The sequence below is a fragment of the Streptomyces sp. NPDC033165 genome, assembly GCF_055577965.1.
This window is the reverse complement of record NZ_JBVIPK010000019.1, coordinates 83,123-98,062: the sequence shown is the minus strand read 5'-3', so window position 1 is coordinate 98,062 and position 14,940 is coordinate 83,123. Positions and strand designations below refer to the sequence as shown.

General features: G+C 74.1%; 16 protein-coding genes and 1 pseudogene. 8 read left to right on the top strand and 9 right to left on the bottom strand.

Annotation, left to right across the window (positions count from 1 at the left end):
* Positions 1–70: 70 nt before the first annotated feature.
* The 3 genes from pfkB to ACZ5WC_RS30695 form a co-directional block, all read right to left on the bottom strand.
* A complete protein-coding gene (pfkB, locus tag ACZ5WC_RS30705) occupies positions 71–1,018 on the bottom strand; it encodes a 1-phosphofructokinase (protein ID WP_468543871.1) in 948 nt (315 codons plus the stop codon).
* Positions 1,015–1,776 (bottom strand): DeoR/GlpR family DNA-binding transcription regulator, encoded by a 762-nt coding sequence (locus tag ACZ5WC_RS30700; RefSeq protein WP_468543903.1) that lies wholly within the window; start codon positions 1,774–1,776, stop codon positions 1,015–1,017. Before ACZ5WC_RS30700 ends, pfkB begins: the two co-directional genes overlap by 4 nt.
* Before the next feature lie 159 nt (positions 1,777–1,935).
* Positions 1,936–2,184: a DUF6296 family protein gene (locus ACZ5WC_RS30695; RefSeq protein ID WP_468543902.1), complete on the bottom strand. Its 249-nt coding sequence runs from the start codon at positions 2,182–2,184 to the stop codon at positions 1,936–1,938.
* Between the two features lie 182 nt (positions 2,185–2,366).
* On the opposite strand from ACZ5WC_RS30695, the gene ACZ5WC_RS30690 reads away from it, so the two are divergent.
* The gene (locus tag ACZ5WC_RS30690) at positions 2,367–3,179 is read left to right on the top strand and encodes a PepSY domain-containing protein (RefSeq protein ID WP_468543870.1); all 813 of its coding nucleotides are present in this window, start codon (positions 2,367–2,369) and stop codon (positions 3,177–3,179) included.
* Positions 3,180–3,243: 64 nt separating this feature from the next.
* Here the strand turns inward: ACZ5WC_RS30690 and ACZ5WC_RS30685 are convergent, their stop codons facing one another.
* The 3 genes from ACZ5WC_RS30685 to ACZ5WC_RS30675 all read right to left on the bottom strand — a co-directional run bounded on the left by ACZ5WC_RS30685 (position 3,244) and on the right by ACZ5WC_RS30675 (position 7,241).
* The gene (locus ACZ5WC_RS30685) at positions 3,244–4,374 is read right to left on the bottom strand and encodes a serine hydrolase domain-containing protein (protein WP_468543901.1); all 1,131 of its coding nucleotides are present in this window, start codon (positions 4,372–4,374) and stop codon (positions 3,244–3,246) included.
* A 253-nt stretch (positions 4,375–4,627) separates the two neighbouring features.
* Complete coding sequence (locus ACZ5WC_RS30680) at positions 4,628–5,131, bottom strand: GNAT family N-acetyltransferase (protein WP_468543869.1); 504 nt, start codon at positions 5,129–5,131, stop codon at positions 4,628–4,630.
* A 79-nt stretch (positions 5,132–5,210) separates the two neighbouring features.
* The gene (locus ACZ5WC_RS30675) at positions 5,211–7,241 is read right to left on the bottom strand and encodes an ATP-binding protein (protein WP_468543900.1); all 2,031 of its coding nucleotides are present in this window, start codon (positions 7,239–7,241) and stop codon (positions 5,211–5,213) included.
* A 196-nt stretch (positions 7,242–7,437) separates the two neighbouring features.
* On the opposite strand from ACZ5WC_RS30675, the gene ACZ5WC_RS30670 reads away from it, so the two are divergent.
* The 3 genes and pseudogenes from ACZ5WC_RS30670 to ACZ5WC_RS30660 form a co-directional block, all read left to right on the top strand.
* The gene (locus ACZ5WC_RS30670; RefSeq protein WP_096630474.1) at positions 7,438–7,653 is read left to right on the top strand and encodes a hypothetical protein; all 216 of its coding nucleotides are present in this window, start codon (positions 7,438–7,440) and stop codon (positions 7,651–7,653) included.
* Positions 7,654–7,835: 182 nt separating this feature from the next.
* Entirely contained in the window at positions 7,836–7,997 is a 162-nt protein-coding gene (locus tag ACZ5WC_RS30665) for a hypothetical protein (protein ID WP_468543868.1), read from the top strand.
* 311 nt (positions 7,998–8,308) lie between these two features.
* Positions 8,309–8,632 (top strand): annotated as a pseudogene (locus ACZ5WC_RS30660) (alpha-glucosidase); the annotation flags it as partial.
* A gap of 296 nt (positions 8,633–8,928) precedes the next feature.
* On the opposite strand, the gene tsaD reads toward ACZ5WC_RS30660, so the two are convergent.
* Positions 8,929–9,999 (bottom strand): tRNA (adenosine(37)-N6)-threonylcarbamoyltransferase complex transferase subunit TsaD, encoded by a 1,071-nt coding sequence (gene tsaD / locus ACZ5WC_RS30655; protein WP_468543867.1) that lies wholly within the window; start codon positions 9,997–9,999, stop codon positions 8,929–8,931.
* A gap of 300 nt (positions 10,000–10,299) precedes the next feature.
* Between tsaD and ACZ5WC_RS30650 the strand changes: the two genes are divergently transcribed.
* The 3 genes from ACZ5WC_RS30650 to ACZ5WC_RS30640 all read left to right on the top strand — a co-directional run bounded on the left by ACZ5WC_RS30650 (position 10,300) and on the right by ACZ5WC_RS30640 (position 12,224).
* The gene (locus ACZ5WC_RS30650) at positions 10,300–10,452 is read left to right on the top strand and encodes a hypothetical protein (RefSeq protein ID WP_468543866.1); all 153 of its coding nucleotides are present in this window, start codon (positions 10,300–10,302) and stop codon (positions 10,450–10,452) included.
* A gap of 140 nt (positions 10,453–10,592) precedes the next feature.
* Positions 10,593–11,270, top strand: a complete 678-nt coding sequence (locus ACZ5WC_RS30645; protein WP_468543865.1) for a lysophospholipid acyltransferase family protein — start codon at positions 10,593–10,595, stop codon at positions 11,268–11,270.
* A 141-nt stretch (positions 11,271–11,411) separates the two neighbouring features.
* Positions 11,412–12,224, top strand: coding sequence for a VOC family protein (locus tag ACZ5WC_RS30640; protein ID WP_468543864.1), 813 nt, complete (start codon positions 11,412–11,414; stop codon positions 12,222–12,224).
* 43 nt (positions 12,225–12,267) lie between these two features.
* Here ACZ5WC_RS30640 and ACZ5WC_RS30635 read toward each other — a convergent pair whose 3' ends face one another.
* Both ACZ5WC_RS30635 and ACZ5WC_RS30630 read right to left on the bottom strand, forming a co-directional pair.
* Positions 12,268–13,128: an endo alpha-1,4 polygalactosaminidase gene (locus ACZ5WC_RS30635; protein WP_468543863.1), complete on the bottom strand. Its 861-nt coding sequence runs from the start codon at positions 13,126–13,128 to the stop codon at positions 12,268–12,270.
* Between the two features lie 179 nt (positions 13,129–13,307).
* A complete protein-coding gene (locus ACZ5WC_RS30630; protein ID WP_468543862.1) occupies positions 13,308–14,255 on the bottom strand; it encodes a LysR family transcriptional regulator ArgP in 948 nt (315 codons plus the stop codon).
* Between the two features lie 66 nt (positions 14,256–14,321).
* Here ACZ5WC_RS30630 and ACZ5WC_RS30625 point away from each other — a divergent pair, with 66 nt between their 5' ends.
* Entirely contained in the window at positions 14,322–14,933 is a 612-nt protein-coding gene (locus tag ACZ5WC_RS30625; protein ID WP_468543861.1) for a LysE/ArgO family amino acid transporter, read from the top strand.
* Positions 14,934–14,940 lie beyond the last annotated feature (7 nt).

The following is a 14,940-nucleotide window of genomic DNA, read 5'->3' as shown; positions in this document are numbered from 1 at the left end:
GCGGGCCCGTACGGGTGGGGTCCGTACGGGAGTTGCGGTGTCGGGGCGGCTACGGGGGCGGTGCGGGGGGTCATGGGGCGGGCTCCGCCAGCGCGCGGTCCAGCGGCACGTCGGAGGTCGTCACGACCGACGGCAGATCGAGGTCGGCCGGGGTGGGCATGAGGCTTCCGGCCAGCTGCACCGCCGCGGCACCGTGGGCGACGGCCGAGGCGAGCGCCTCCGGGCCCTGCCCGCCCGCCGCCAGAAAACCGGCCAGGGAGGCGTCTCCGGCACCGACGTTGCTGCGAACGGTGGCCACCGGGGCGGTGGCGAAATACGCCCCCGACGCCTCGGCCAGCAGCTGCCCGTCCGCGCCCAGACTCGCCAGCACCGACCGGGCGCCGCGCTCGCGCAGCTCCTCGGCGGCCTTGAGGGCGTCGCCCACCGTGGCGAGCGGACGGCCCACGGCCTCGGCCAGCTCCTGGACGTTGGGCTTGACCACGTCGGGCCGCTCGGCGAGCGCGGCGGTCAGCGCCGCGCCCGAGGTGTCCAGCGCGATCCGCGCCCCGGCCCGGTGGCTGCGCGCGACGAGCTCCGCGTACCACCGGGGCGGCAGTCCGCGCGGCAGGCTTCCGCAGCAGGCGATCCAGTCGGCGGCCGACGAGCGGGTCCGTACCGCTTCGAGGACGTCCTCCGCCTCGGCCGGACTCAGCTCGGGACCCGCCGCGTTGACCTTGGTGAGGGTGCCGTCGGGCTCGACGAGCGTGACGTTGATCCGGGTGCTCCCGGCGATCGGCACGCCGGCGGCCTCGATGCCCAGGTCACCGAGGAGGCGGGCGAGCAGCGCTCCCTCCGGTCCGCCGATCGGGGCGACGGCGACCGTCCGGTGTCCGGCGGCCGCGACGGCGCGCGAGACGTTGACGCCCTTGCCACCGGGATCGACACGGTCCGAGGTGGCCCGCAGCACGGTGCCGCGTACCAGACCGGGCAGCTCGTAGGTGCGGTCCAGGCTGGGGTTGGGGGTGACGGTGAGGATCATGCGCGTACTACTTCCGTGCCCCGGCTCTCGATGGAGCGGGCGTCGTCGGGGCTGAGGCCCGTGTCGGTGATGAGCAGGTCCACATCGGTCAGATCGCCGAAGCGCGCGAAGTGCTCCTGCCCGAGCTTGCCCGAGTCGGCGAGCAGGACGACCCGGCGGGCCGCCCTGATCACGGCCCGCTTCACCGCGGCCTCGGCGAGGTCGGGCGTGGTCAGACCGCTGTCGGGGGAGAAGCCGTTGGTGGCGAGGAAGACCACGTCGGCGTTGATCTCGGCGTACGAACCGAGCGCCCAGGCATCGACCGCGGCCCGGGTGCGGTGGCGGACCCGGCCGCCGACCAGATGCAGCGCGACGCCGGGGTGATCGGCGAGCCGCGCGGCCACCGGCAGCGCGTGCGTCACCACGGTCAGCGTCGCGTCGACGGGCAGGGCTGCGGCGAGCCGGGCGGTCGTGGTCCCGGCGTCGACGATCACACTGCCGTCCGCGGGGAGCTCGGCGAGCGCGGTCTGTGCGATGCGGTCCTTCTCATCGGCGGCGAGGGCGTCGCGCTGGGCGAGATCGGGCTCGAAGTCCAGCCGTCCGGCCGGAATCGCGCCGCCGTGCACCCGGCGCAGCAGCCCCGCCCGGTCCAGCGCCTTGAGATCCCGCCGGACCGTCTCGGCGGTCACCTGGAACTCCTCGGCCAGGGACAGTACGTCGACCCGGCCGCTCTCCTGGGCGAGGCGGAGGATCTCCTGCTGACGCTCCGGTGCGTACATGTGGTTTCGTTTCCGTTTCATGCCCGAGTCTGTGGTTTCGCGCTCAGGTTACGTTCGAGGTGCGGGAATGTAAACACAAACGGGCGAGGAATGGGCATGAACGGAAGGCGGGGCGCACCCGTGAGGGGTACGCCCCGCCGGTGGGGCTGTCCGGACTGGTCAGTGCGCTTGCGGTGCGTCCTCGCGGAGGGGGCGGACCAGCAGGGGAGCTCCCGGGAGCTGGTGTCCGCCGCTGGCGAGCATGCGGACCTCGCCCCGGTCGCTGATCTCGGCCCGTATGATCCCGGTCTCGTCCTCGTACACCGGGAACCCGCCCGCCCCCATCCGGTCCGTCAGTCGGACGGTGACCACGTCGTCCGTGGCGCCGGACAGCTGGAAGATGAGTTCGTAGCGCTCCGTGTGAACCATGTGGTGCATAACGGCCTCCCGGCCGGACCGCGGACAGGATGCGGTCCTGCAACCCATTGTTTCGCACCCCGTCACCCCTTGCCCGGGGAGCGACGGCCAACGGGCGGAGCCGCCCGGTCGATCGGGTGACTCCGCCCGGTAGGACAACATGAGCGGCCGCGCGGAGGGCTAGGCATGCGTGCATGAGACTTGAGCCTCGACGAAAGAACAGCGCTTCCCTCCGTTCCCGCAACCTCACGATGGTCGGCGCCCTCGGTATGGCGGCGGCCGCGGCCGTTCTGCTGACGGGCTGTGGCCAGAGCGCGGACAACGCGACGTCCGCGGCCACCTCCGAGGCCGCGAAGGTCGTTCCGCAGCAGCAGACGACCACCCCGTCCGCCACCGCCGAGCTGACCGAGGAGCAGCAGGAACGCAAGGAGGTGCTCGACGCCACGAAGGTCACCTTCGACGACGCCGCCACGACCGCTGTCGGCGAGGTGGCCGGGGGCAAGCTGGTCGATCTCGACCTGGAGGGCGTGGACGACGACGACCGCGACGAGAGCCCCAGTCCGACCGCGACCGGAAGCCCGACTGGGACGGCCAGCCCGACCGGAACCGCGAGCCCGACCGGAACGTCCAGTCCCACCGCGAGCCCCGGTGCCGAGGGCCCTGTCTGGGTCGCGGAGGTCGCCGAGAGGGACGGCACGATCCACACCGTGCGGATCAACGCGGTCGACGGCAAGGTCACCGAGGCCCGCGTCGACGCCGATCAGGACACGGAGGACAAGGAGCAGACGGTCGAGTGGCTCTCACAGGCCACCCAGACCCCCCAGCAGGCGGCGAAGGTCGCCACCGAGAAGAAGAAGGGGACGGTCACCTCCGTCAGGCTGGAGGAGAACAACGGCGACGGCGTCATCTGGGCCGTCGACGTGGTCGGCTCCGACTGGAAGAGGACGACCTTCGACGTGGACGCCAAGACCGACGCGATCGTCCGCGAGGAGAACGACGACTACTGACCGCTGAGAGCCTGCGAGGAAAGAGGGGTACGCCGGAGGTCCGGCGTACCCCTTCGCGCGTGCGCTACCGCTTGCCGCCCGGCTCGCGGCGGTCGAGCAGCCGGCAGACGAAGTCCTCCTGGAGCGCGCGGAGGGTGGCCAGCAGCCGCGGATTCGTGGTGCTGTTCACCTGGGAGGTGAGGGAGACGGTCAGGGACCGCTTGCCGTCCTTCGTGCCCGCCGCGAGCTGCGTGTAGCCGGGGAAGTTGCCGGTGTGTCCGTACACGGTGCCGCAGTGCGTCGTATAGGAGAAGAGGGCGAGTCCGGCCCTGTTGCGGCCGGGTCCGGCCGGTTCGGAGCTCCCCTCCACGAACGTCAGCTGCTGGCGGCGGACCGCGGGCCCCAGGCCCCGGCCCCCGGCGTAGCCGCGGATGAAGGCCCCCAGATCCCGGGGCGTCGAGACGATGCCGCCCGACGCCCACACTCCGGAGGCGCCGAGCACCGTGCTGACGTCCTCGGGCGCGTTCGGCGGGTCCGTCGCGTAGCCGTGCAGATAGGGCTCCGGCAGCCGGTAGCCCTGGGGGAGGGTGGTGTGACGAAGACCCAGTGGCCGGTACACGAGTTCGGCGAGGAGCCTCTCGTAACGCTGTCCCGTCGCTGCCTCCGCCATGAGGGCGACGGCGATGTTGTCGGAGTTCGAGTAGCGGTACGCGGAGCCCGGCCGGAACCGCAGCGGGTCCCCGGCGACGTAGTCCAGCAGCTTCCGGGAGTCGAAGTGCCTGCGCGGGTCGGCGGTCAGCTCGGCGATGAACGTGGGGTCCTCGGTGTAGTCGGGCAGCCCACTGGTGTGGTTCAGGAGCTGGCGGAGCGTCACCCGGTGCCAGGCGGAGGGCAGCCGGGGCAGTCGGCGCCCGAGGGTGTCGTCGAGGGAGAGGGCGCCACGGTCCGCCAGACGCAGGGCGACCGAACCGCTGAAGGCCTTCGCCGTGCTGGCGATCCGCATGTGATCGCCGGTCCGCGGGGGGCGGCCGGTGCCGATCTGCGAGGTGCCCGCCCGGTAGACCTCGCTGCGGCCGCCCGCCGTGAGGACCGCGATGGCCCCCGGCGGACCGCCCGGCGTGTCGACGAGCGCCTGGAGCTTGCGCCGCAGCTCAGGGTCGGCCGGCCCGTGCGGGCCGTCGCCCCCGTCACCGCCCGCGTGGGCCGGGCCGGTCAGCAGTCCGGCGAGCGAGGCGGCCGCCAGCACGGCGACGACGGCTCCTCGCCGGGCGGCTCGTTGCCGCAGGGAGCGGCCAGGGGGCGGCGGGACGGGGGGAAGGTGGCGTGTCGGCACCGGGGGTACCTCCTGGAAGGGGTGGCGTCGCGCGGACCGCGCGGGCGGGGCGTTCCGCTCCCGCGAGCCCCAGCATCCGACGGCCGGACGGGCCCTGCCCCCGAGGTGGCCCATCCGGCCGATCACTGGCGCACCGTCACCGGGCCGGGGCAGTGCCCCGGCGCAGATCGAGGACGTACCGTCGCCCCGGGCGGCCGCCGAACATGACGTCCTCCACCGGCTCGAAGCCGGTGCGGGCCAGCACCGCACGGGAGCCCGAGTTGTCCAGCGTCGTCTCCGCCCGCAGCTCGGTCAGCCCGTACTCCCGCACCGCCAGCACGCAGACCTGCTGAACCGCCCGGGTCGCGAGGCCGCGCCCGGCCGCCTTCTCGGCGATCCGGTACCCGAGCTCCGCCGAACCGTTCTCCACCTGCACGAGGTTGACGCGGCCCAGGACGGTCCCGTCGGCGTCCTCCATGAGATGGAAGTGGTGCAGGCCCGCGTCCTGCTCGGCGAGCAGCTCACGGTGGCGTTCGGCGAAACCGGCGAAGTAGTCGTCGCCCCGGTCGGGCACCGAGGCGGAGAAGTACGCGCGGTTCTCCCGCTCGAACGCGAGAAGGGCGTCGGCATGGCCGGGACGCAGGCGGCTGATGGTCGTCATACCGGGATGCTAGGCGGTTTCCGGCCCCGGCCCGGGGGCGTTTCCCGGCCCATCCCCGGCTCTCGCCGCGGGACAGCCCTCAGGGCAGCCGGCGTTCCAGCGCGTGGGCCAGGCCCCGTTCCGCGTCGTCGGCCGAAGCACTCAGGTAGGCCCGCTCGTAGGCCGAGTCGCCCGCGGCCTGCCGGGCCCGGAGCTCCCACTGCTCGCGGATCGCCCCGAGCTCCGGGGTGCCCCGGTGGGGGTGCCCGATCATGCGCCAGTACGTGTGCCCCGTCCCGGAGGCGCGGGCCGCGGCCACCCCGTTGCCCTGGACGGCGATGGCTCCGGCGAGCAGGTCGAGGCCGAGCGCGATACCGAGGCTGTCGTGCAGCTCGTGCTTGCTCGCGAGCATCGCCCGCGCATGGCTCTCCGCGTGCCGGGGGCGTCCCTGGAGCAGGTGGATGAGAGCCAGTTGGTGATCGGCGTAGGCCCGGGCCCAGTGCTCGCCGAAGCGCAGGCTGATCCGCTGGAGCCGGGTGGCCTCCTCGTACGCCTCGTCGAGGCGGCCGAGCGCGGACAGGGCGAACAGGCGTATCACCCGGCAGCGGAGCTGCGAAGGCGCGTCGGCGGGGTCGCCCGCGTGGTGGCGCAGCGCGTGGTCGCTGATGGAGTGCGCGGTGTGCGGCTTGCCCATCATCAGATACGTGAAGCTCATGGAGTGCGCCGCGAGGAGCACCGCCTCGGCGTCCTCGTCGCGGCGGGCCGCGGCATGGCACTCCTCGCCCGTACGGCGGGCCGCCTCGTGGTCGCCCTGGAGCGTCAGCGTGATGCCCAGGGCCCAGAGCGCGCGGGTGCGGTGCGGACCGGCGGAGAGCGGCAGGGCCAGCACCCGTTCCAGATACGTACGGGCCTGGTGCAGATGGCCGCAGCAGCTCCAGAACAGCCCGGCGCACCCGGCCATCTCCATCGCCTTCTCCGGGTCCTCGGCCAGCAGGTGGTCCAGGGCCGCGCACAGATCCGCGTGCGTGCCGGCGATCCGGTGGTACCACGCGACCTGCGAGGGCCCCAGCCAGCCCGCGTACGCCTGGACGGCGACCTGGGCGAAGTGCCGGGCGTGCCGGTCCGCCAGGAGGGCGTCCTGCGCCAGCTCGGCGAGCCACATCGCCCCGTACTCGCGCAGCGTGTCCAGCATCAGATAGCCCTCCCCGGTCCGCCGGAGCACCGACTGGTCGGCCAGCCGCTCCAGCGCGGGGGCGATCGCGTCGGCGTCGAGCGGCCCGCCCGCGCACACCGCCTCGGCGTCCGCCGCCGTGACGACGCCCCGGAAGACGGAGAGCCGCGCCCACAGCAGCCGCTCCAGCGGAGCGCAGAGCTCGTGGCTCCAGCCGATCGTGGTGCGCAGGGCGCGGTGGCGGCGGGGCCACAGCGTGTCGTCCGTGAGGGAGTCCATCCGGGAGGCCAGCCGTCCGGTGATCTCCTGGGCGCTGCTCCCGCGGAGCTGGGCGCAGGCCAGTTCGACGGCGAGCGGTATGCCGTCGAGGCGGCGGCAGATGTCGGCGACGGCGGCCGCACTGTCCGGGGCGTCGAGCCGGAGGTCCGGAACGATCGCGGCCGCGCGGTCGTGGAAGAGGCGGACGGCATCGTCCCCGTCGGATCCCGAGGAGAGCGGGGGCACCTCTATGACGTGCTCGTCCGGTGCGCCGAAGGGCTCCCTGCTGGTGGCCAGCACCGTCAGGCCCGGAGCCGCGGAGAGCAGTTCGGCGACGAGCTGCCGGCACGGGCCGACGACCCGCTCGCAGCAGTCGAGGACCAGGAGCAGCCGCCGGTCGGCCAGCCATTCGCAGAGTGCGGCCACCGGGCGGCGGGGGCTGTGGTCGAGCAGTCCGACCCCGTCGCAGACCGTCGTGGTGAGCAGCTGGTCGTCGTGCAGATGGGACAGGTCGGCCCACCACACACCGTCCGCGTAACGGCCCTGGACCCGCTCGGCGGTGCGCAGGGCCAGGCGGCTCTTGCCGACCCCGCCGCTGCCCGTGAGCGTGACCAGCCGATGATCTCGAAGTGCCCGTTCGATGCTGACCAGTTCGCTGTTGCGGCCGACGAAACTGGTCGTCACGACGGGGAGGTTGCCCATCACGGGGACATCCTGCCTCGCCGGGCCCCGCCGCCTCCGTTCATAGCGAAAAGCAGTCAGAAACGGCCGACAATGCATCCCATCCGATCGATGGGCGACGGGACCCGAAAGGTCAATGCGGGTCGGCGCCGGTCGGCGCCGGTCGGCGCGCGGGCGGCCCGGGAGCACTGTCAGTCCCCTGCGCTACGTTGCTGGCATGACGCGATTCGCAGGAGGGGCACCCTCGACCGGTCCGGAGGAGCGGCCTCCGGCCGAGGCGGCCACCGAACACCCGGAGATCACGTACATCGGATGCGCACGGTGCGGCACCCAGATCGCGGGCCTCGACGGCCGCTACGCCTGCTCGGGCTGCGGCTGGGTCAACCAGTGGACCGATGGCCACCGCCCGCTGCCCGCGGCCCGCGTCGGCTGACCGGGCCGGCCGCCCGCCGGTGCCGCCCGCCGGTGCCGCCCGCGCGGGTGTTCCAGCAGGTGTGACGGTTGTCCCAGTGCTGGACCGGAATCGCGACCGCCGCCGCCCACCACGTACACTCGCCCCCGCCTTTGCCGACCGGCAGGGGCTCTTCGCACGAGACCGACGGGGAAGTATTCCGTATGAGTACCGCAGACAGCACCGAAGCGCCGATCTACGCCGGCCTTGTGGAGGAACACGGCGACGTGCTCGCCGAAGTGCGCCGCGTGGCCGAGGAGGTCCTGCGCGACGCCGACCGCGCGGTCGACTTCGGCACCGTCCGGACGGCCGCCGCCGCCCGCTAGCAGCCCTGGGCGGACGAGCCGAAACCCGGCCCGCGTCCGCGAGGGCGGCCATGTGCCCCTGCGGGCCTGGCCATCACGGGACGGTGAACGTCCTGCGACTATTGCCATGTTCTTGCGTTCGTGACGCGATGGTTTGTTGAAGAACCGCCGCAAGCGGAAGCGGGTGAGGCCGCGGTAGGCCGGATGTCCTGAATCCAGGCCCGGCGCCACCGCGGCCCCCGGCGGACCGCCACGGACACCCCGGCGGCCCCGCGTCGGTGAGCGGCCCGCGCCGGCGCGCGGAGAGCGCTCCCGAGCGGGCGTCCCGAGCGGACCTGGACCTCGGCGCCCGCGCCGCCGCCCCGCTCTCGCTCGCCCTGCCCGGCTCCGCCTACCCCCACCAGGGCGAGGAGCGGGGGCCTGCCGGAAGCCGACGTACCGCTGGACCGCGTCCAGGACCCCCCATGTGCTTCCGCGCTGAGCGACGGGCCCCGGCCGCTGCGGCTGCCGTACCCCGCTGCCCCGGGCGGCTGGTGAACCGTACGCGGGCTTCGGTTCCACCGTGGAACCCTGGCTTCCGTTGCCCCCGGGACGGGCCGCTGCGCGCGGCCGACCGCCAGGCCGACGACCCCGCCTCCATGCTGTCCCTGTACCGCGTACCGCGAGGTCCTGCGGCAGAGGCGCTCCCTCACCGCGCTGCACACCGGACCGCTGTGCCGACTGAGCGAGGGGCCGGACCTCTGGATGTCCGCGCGCAGATGCACGTGGTCTGCATGTCCGAGCGCGGCGACCGCCCGGTCCGCGCGGTCGACCCCGCCGGGGAGCCCGTACCCCTCCCGGCCCGCACCGGGGTCCTGCTCACCCGTGGCCCCCTGGACGCCGAGGGCCGCCGAAGGGCCCGGGTTCCGGACGCCCCCCGGCGTCCGGAACCCGGGAGAAGACGGCCGGGGCCTCAGGCGGCCCGGCTCGCACTCCGCACACCCGGGTGCAGCGCCGCGTACTCCAGCGGCGCCGACGGGTCGATCGACACATCCAGCGGAGCGGGTTCCGCCCCCGCCCGCACCAGCAGATCGCCGACCGCCGCGATCATCGCCCCGTTGTCCGTGCACAGCTTCAGCGGCGGCACCCGCAGCGTGACCCCGGCCGCCCGGCACCGCCGCTCCGCCAGCTCCCGCACCCGCGAATTGGCGGCCACCCCGCCGACCACGACCAGCGTGGACACCCCGTGATCGCGGCAGGCAGCCACCGCCTTACGGGTCAGCACATCGGCCACGGCCTCCTGGAGCGACGCGGCCCCGTCGGCCACGGGCAGCTCGCCGCCCTCCACGCGCCGCTGCTCGGCCCACCGAGCGGCCGCCGTCTTGAGCCCGGAGAAGGAGAAGGAGTACGGGGCGTCCCGCGAGCCGGTCATCGGCCGCGGGAACGCCACCGCGCGCCGGTCGCCCTCCCGCGCCGCCCGGTCGATCGCCGGACCGCCCGGATAGGGCAGCCCGAACACCCGGGCGACCTTGTCGAAGCACTCCCCGGCCGCGTCGTCCACGGTGTCCCCGAGGTGCACGATCGGATCGCGAGCCAGATCCCGCACGAGCAGCAGCGAGGTGTGGCCGCCGGAGACGATCAGCACCACACAGGGGTCGGGCAGCGGACCGTGCTCCAGCGTGTCGGCGGCGACATGGCCCGCCAGATGATGCACGCCGTACAGCGGCACGCCCAGCGCGTACGCCAGCCCCTTCGCCCCGGCCAACCCCACCTGGAGGGCCCCGGAGAGCCCGGGCCCCGTGGTGACGGCGACCGCGCCGATGTCCTCCGTGCTCAGCCCCGCGCTGTCCAGCGCCTGCCGGACCACCGGGGGGAGCGCGTGCACATGCGCCCGCGCCGCGATCTCCGGCACGACTCCGCCAAAACGAGCGTGCTCGTCCATGCTGGAGGCCAGCGCATGCCCGAGCAGCCGTCCGTCCCGCACCAGTCCCGCCCCGGTCTCGTCGCAGGACGATTCGATCCCGAGCACCACGGGAGAGCCCACTGGAGCCTCCTTGCCACATTTCAGTAAGTGCAATCTATGTGCAATAAGGTAGTCCACCGCAGGCGGGCCCTTCACCGCGCGGGGGAGCCCCGGTGCTCCAGCAGAATCGTCGCGATGACGACCCGCGCGGGTTCGAGCGCGGTCCGGCCGCCCTCGGCATACCGGAGCCCGCTCCGCAGCACCCGCCCAGCGTCCGGCCGACGGTCCGTCGCCGGTCCAGCCCCAGCGCCGCGGTCAGCAGGCCGAAGCGGTACAGCACGCCATCCGTCACGCCGCCCCCCCACCACGTTCTCCCAGCGCATGCCCAGCGCGGGCAGCAGCGCGAAACCAGGGTCGCCCGCCAGCGGCTCGGGGCCGATCGCCCGCCTCGGCCCGCGCCCGCACCGCATGTCGACGCGGCACGGCAGCGCCGCCGAGCAGACCGGAGCCGAGCACCTGACCAGGTACGCCTGAGTACGAGCGCTCAGGCCCACCGCCCGGGCCGCCGCGAGGATGAGGACGACAGCCGGGGCGAGCGCCGGGCGGGCCCGGCCCGTCCGCGTCGCACCGCGGAAGGCCGCCCCGCCCACCGGACCACTGGAGAACCGAGACCCGTGCTCAGCCGCATCGCCGCCGTCGTCGTCCCCTCCTTCGGCCGCCTCACCGTGACGTCCGACCACGCCGCCCCGGCCGCGGGCAGCATCATCGTCGCCAACCACACCTCCCTCGCCGACCCGGGCATCGTCCTCGCCGCTCTGCTCCGCCTCGGCGTCGAACCCGTCGTCCTCGCCACCGCGGGGCTCTGGCGGATCCCGGTCCTCGGCCGGCTGCTGGAGCACGGCGGCCATGTGCCCGTGCACCGCCACACCCGCCGGGCGGCCGGCGCCCTCGACGAGGCGGCCGCCGCGCTCGGGGACGGGCGGCATGTCCTGATCTACGGGGAGGGCCGGCTGCCCGGCCGCACCGACGCCGCCGAGGCCCCGCCGGAGAGCTTCCGCAGCGGCCTCGCCCGCCTCGCCCACGCGTCCGGCGCTCCGGTCGTGCCGCTCGGCCAGGCGGGCGCCCGCCGCGTGACCTCAGGCCGGTGCGTCAAGCAGATCTCCGGGCTGCTCACCGCTCCGGCCCGCCGCCCCCGCCTCCACGTCCACGTCGGCGCCGCGCTGCACCTTCCGCCGGACGTCGAGGCGGCCACCGCCAGGGCCCGCGAAGCCGTCACCTCCGCCTGGCGCACGGCGGCCGGACACCTGGGCGAACCCGCGGCCCGGGTGGCGGCGGCGACGCGGGCGGCGTAGGTATGGAGGGCATGCTGCTCCGAGGAGGCGTGAGGCCGCGGAGCGCATCGGCCTGGAAGCGGCCGATGACCACCAGACCCACCCGCCGGACCGGCGTCAGCGGCCGGCGGCCCAGGACCGGGGGCGAGGAGACGGATCCCGATGACGGCGGCAGAGCAGACCACTCCCGTGCACGGCGTTCCGTGCTGGGTCAGTCTCATGACCCCGGACCTGCGGGCCACCGAGGGCTTCTACACGGCCGTTCTCGGCTGGACCTTCCGCTCCGGCACCCTCGGCAAGGGCTTCTCCGTCGCCCACGTCGGGACCGTGCCCGTCGCCGGGATCGGACAGATCGCCCCGGGCCTGCCCGCGTCCGTGAACTGGACCCCGTACTTCGCCGTCGACGACGTGGACGCCGCCGCGGGCAGGGTCCGGGAGCGCGGTGGCACGATCGCCGTCGGCCCGATCCGGCTGGGCCCCGGCCGGGGAGCCGTCGCCGCTGACCGCGAGGGGGCCGGATTCGGTTTCTGGGAGGGCCGGACCCCTCCGTGGCTGCTCGGTCGCGACAACGCACCGGCCTCCCTCGAACTGCGCACCAGCCACGCCTTCGACGCCGCGATCTTCTACGCCGAGATCTTCGGCTGGGCCTCCGAGGAGCCCGGTGGCTGCGAGGTCGGTTACGCCTACGCGCAGGACGCCGTCGTCGTACGCCAGGGCGGCCGGACCGTGGCCACCCTGCGCGGCGGCGGGGACGGCGCGTCCCCCGATCCCCGGCTGCGCCCGCGCTGGCACGTCCGCTTCCTGGTCGAGGATCTGGAAGCGGTCACCGAGGCGGCCCGCGGGGCGGGCGGCACGGTCTCGCCGCCGGTGGACTGCCCGGCCGACGGAACCGAGTCGGTGATCAGCGACCCCTACGGCGGCATCTTCACCGTCTGCACCCACCCCGTGCCGGACGCGCCCGGCCCTTCGGCCTGAGCCCGTCAGCAGGGCCGGACGCCTGTTCCTTCGGCCTGAGGCGTCAGCAGGTACGGAACACATACCCCGCTCGTCCGGCCGGCCTGACGTCCAGGTCCCGGCGCACCACCGACAGCCGGGCTCCCACGGACGAGCAGGCCCGGGCGAAGTCGCGCGCGGTGTACTCGACGACGAAGACCCGGTCGTCGTACGCGGAGGCGTAGTCCGCGCACTCGTCGTACCGGCCGCACTCCTCACTGACCGCGAAGTCGAACCCGATCGCCTCGCGCCGCTCCAGCAGATCGGCGCTGTTCTTCTGGCCGATCGCCAGCCCGGCCGCGTGCGCCCGGGCGGCCAGGAGCGAGGCGAACGCGGCGTTGTGCGCCGGGGTCAGCAGGCCGCCGGAGCGCTCGTAGGAGTCCAGGTTGTCCGGCTCCACCGCCTGGAACCCCGCCTTCGCGCAGCCGTCGATCCAGTCCCCGACGATCACCGCCAGCCGACCGCGCTTGGCCGCGGTCGAGGTGTCGAGCAGCGCCTCGCCCCACGCCTCGTCGTTGACCAGGTCGCCGTCGCTGTCGCGCAGCAGCAGACCGGGGCCGTTCTTCCGCCACCAGGCGAGTGCGTCCGGCTGGGCCTGGAACGCGTTGACGTAGCAGACGTTGTACAGCCCTTCGGCGGGCTGGTCGCCACGGTCGCGGACGACCGCCTCCACCCCGGCAGGCGGGGGGTACGCACCGCCGATCTGGTAGTCGAACGTCGCGTTCGCCGTGGGCGGCACGACCTTCGGCGCGGGCCGTGCGGGAGAGCCGGTGGCGAGGACGCCGGACAGGAGCAGCCCCGCTGCCGTCGCGACCGCGACACCGCCGGCGAGTGCGACGAGCCTGCTCCTGCGGCGGAGGAGGGGGGCGGGGACCTGCGGGGACATGCGTACTCCGGTGTGTGGGCGCCCGATTGGCGTCAGGCGGCGAGGCCTCGATGATCTGGAAGACGTTCGGTACGGGCGGCGGTGTGATGGCGTGGAGGGCGCAGCCGCCCGCCGTGCACAGGGCGGCGAATTCGCCGGCGGTACGTTCCCGGCCGCCGACGTCGACGAGCATATTGCGGTCACTGAGGCGGACGTCCTCCGGGCGGTCGGCCGGACCGGGGGCCGCGCAGGGTCTCGGCGGCCTCGGCCGCCACCGCCTCGGCAACGGCCGCCAGGGCCGGGGAGTCCAGTTTCCACTGCTGCCAGTACAGCGGGACGTCGACGACGTGATCCGGGGTGAGGGTCACCAGCTGGCCGGTGCTGAGCAGCGGTCGCGCGTGGACGTCGGGCAGCATGCCCCAGCCCATGCCCGCCGCCACGGCCTCCACGAACCCTTCGGAGGTGGGGACGGAGTGCCGCCGTGCGCCCGCTCCGGCCGGGAGGCCGAGCCCGCGCGCGAAGGAGTCCTGGAGGTCGTCCCGCCGGTCGAAGCAGAGCACGGGTGCGTCGGCGAGCAGCTCGCGCAGTTCGGCCCCCGTGCCCCGCCCGAGCCACCGGTCCGCGAAACCGGGCGTCGCCACCGGCATGTACCGCATCCGGCCCAGCCCCCGCACCGAACAGCCCGTCACCGCTTTCGGCGACGAGGTGACGGCCGCCATCACCAGTCCCTCCCGCAGCAGCGCGGCGGTGTGGTCCTGGTCCTCCCGGCGGAGCTCGTAGCAGAGGTCCAGCTCCTCGGGCACGCGCCGCAGGGCGGGCAGGAACCAGGTCGCCAGCGAGTCCGAGTTCACCGCGATCGCCAGGCGCGCCGACTCGCCCGGCCCGGACATCCCGAGCGCCGCGCGGGTGTCGCGCTCCAGCCGGGCCAGCTGCCGGGCGAAACGCACCACCGCGTCGCCGGACTCGGTGGGCCGGACCGGTTTCGTCCGCATCAGCAGCACCCGGCCCGTGCGCTGCTCCAGCGCCTTCACGCGCTGGCTGACCGCCGACGGTGTGACCCGCAGAGCCTGCGCGGCCGCATCGAACGTGCCTTCGTCGACGACGGCCAGCAGCGTCCGCACCTGATCGAGAGGAAGCTCCGACATCATGTGAGCTAATGATACGTAAGAATCATTAGCTGTACATGAGGATGCTGGCGTTCATACGGTTCTCCCATGACCAACGCCCTGACCGCCGCGGCCGCCGGCTTCGGCACCGGCCTCTCCCTCATCGTCGCCATCGGCGCCCAGAACGCCCTCGTGCTGCGCCAGGGCGTCCGCCGCGACGGCGTGCTCGCGGTGGTGGCCATCTGCGCCCTGTCCGACGCGGCGCTCATCGCGCTCGGCGTCGCCGGGGTCGGCGCCGTCGTCGTGGCCTGGCCGGCGGCCCTGAGCGTGGTGGGGCTGCTCGGCGGCGTGTTCCTGATCGGCTACGGCCTCCTCGCCGCGCGCCGTGTCCTGCGCCCGGCCGCGCTCCACACGCACGACGCCCCGGCCGCGACGAAGCGGGGCGTCGTGCTCACCTGCCTCGCGATGACCTGGCTCAACCCCCATGTGTACCTCGACACCGTCTTCCTGCTCGGCTCCGTCGCGGCCGACCAGGGGGCCCTGCGCTGGACCTTCGGGCTCGGCGCGATCCTCGCCAGCGTGTGCTGGTTCGCCGCCCTCGGCTACGGCGCCCGGCTGCTGAGCGGGGTCCTCGCGCGCCCTTCGTCGTGGCGGGTGCTGGACGGCCTCGTCGCCGTGATGATGATCGGCCTCGGTACGAAGCTGGCCCTGGGCGCCTGAACCCGGC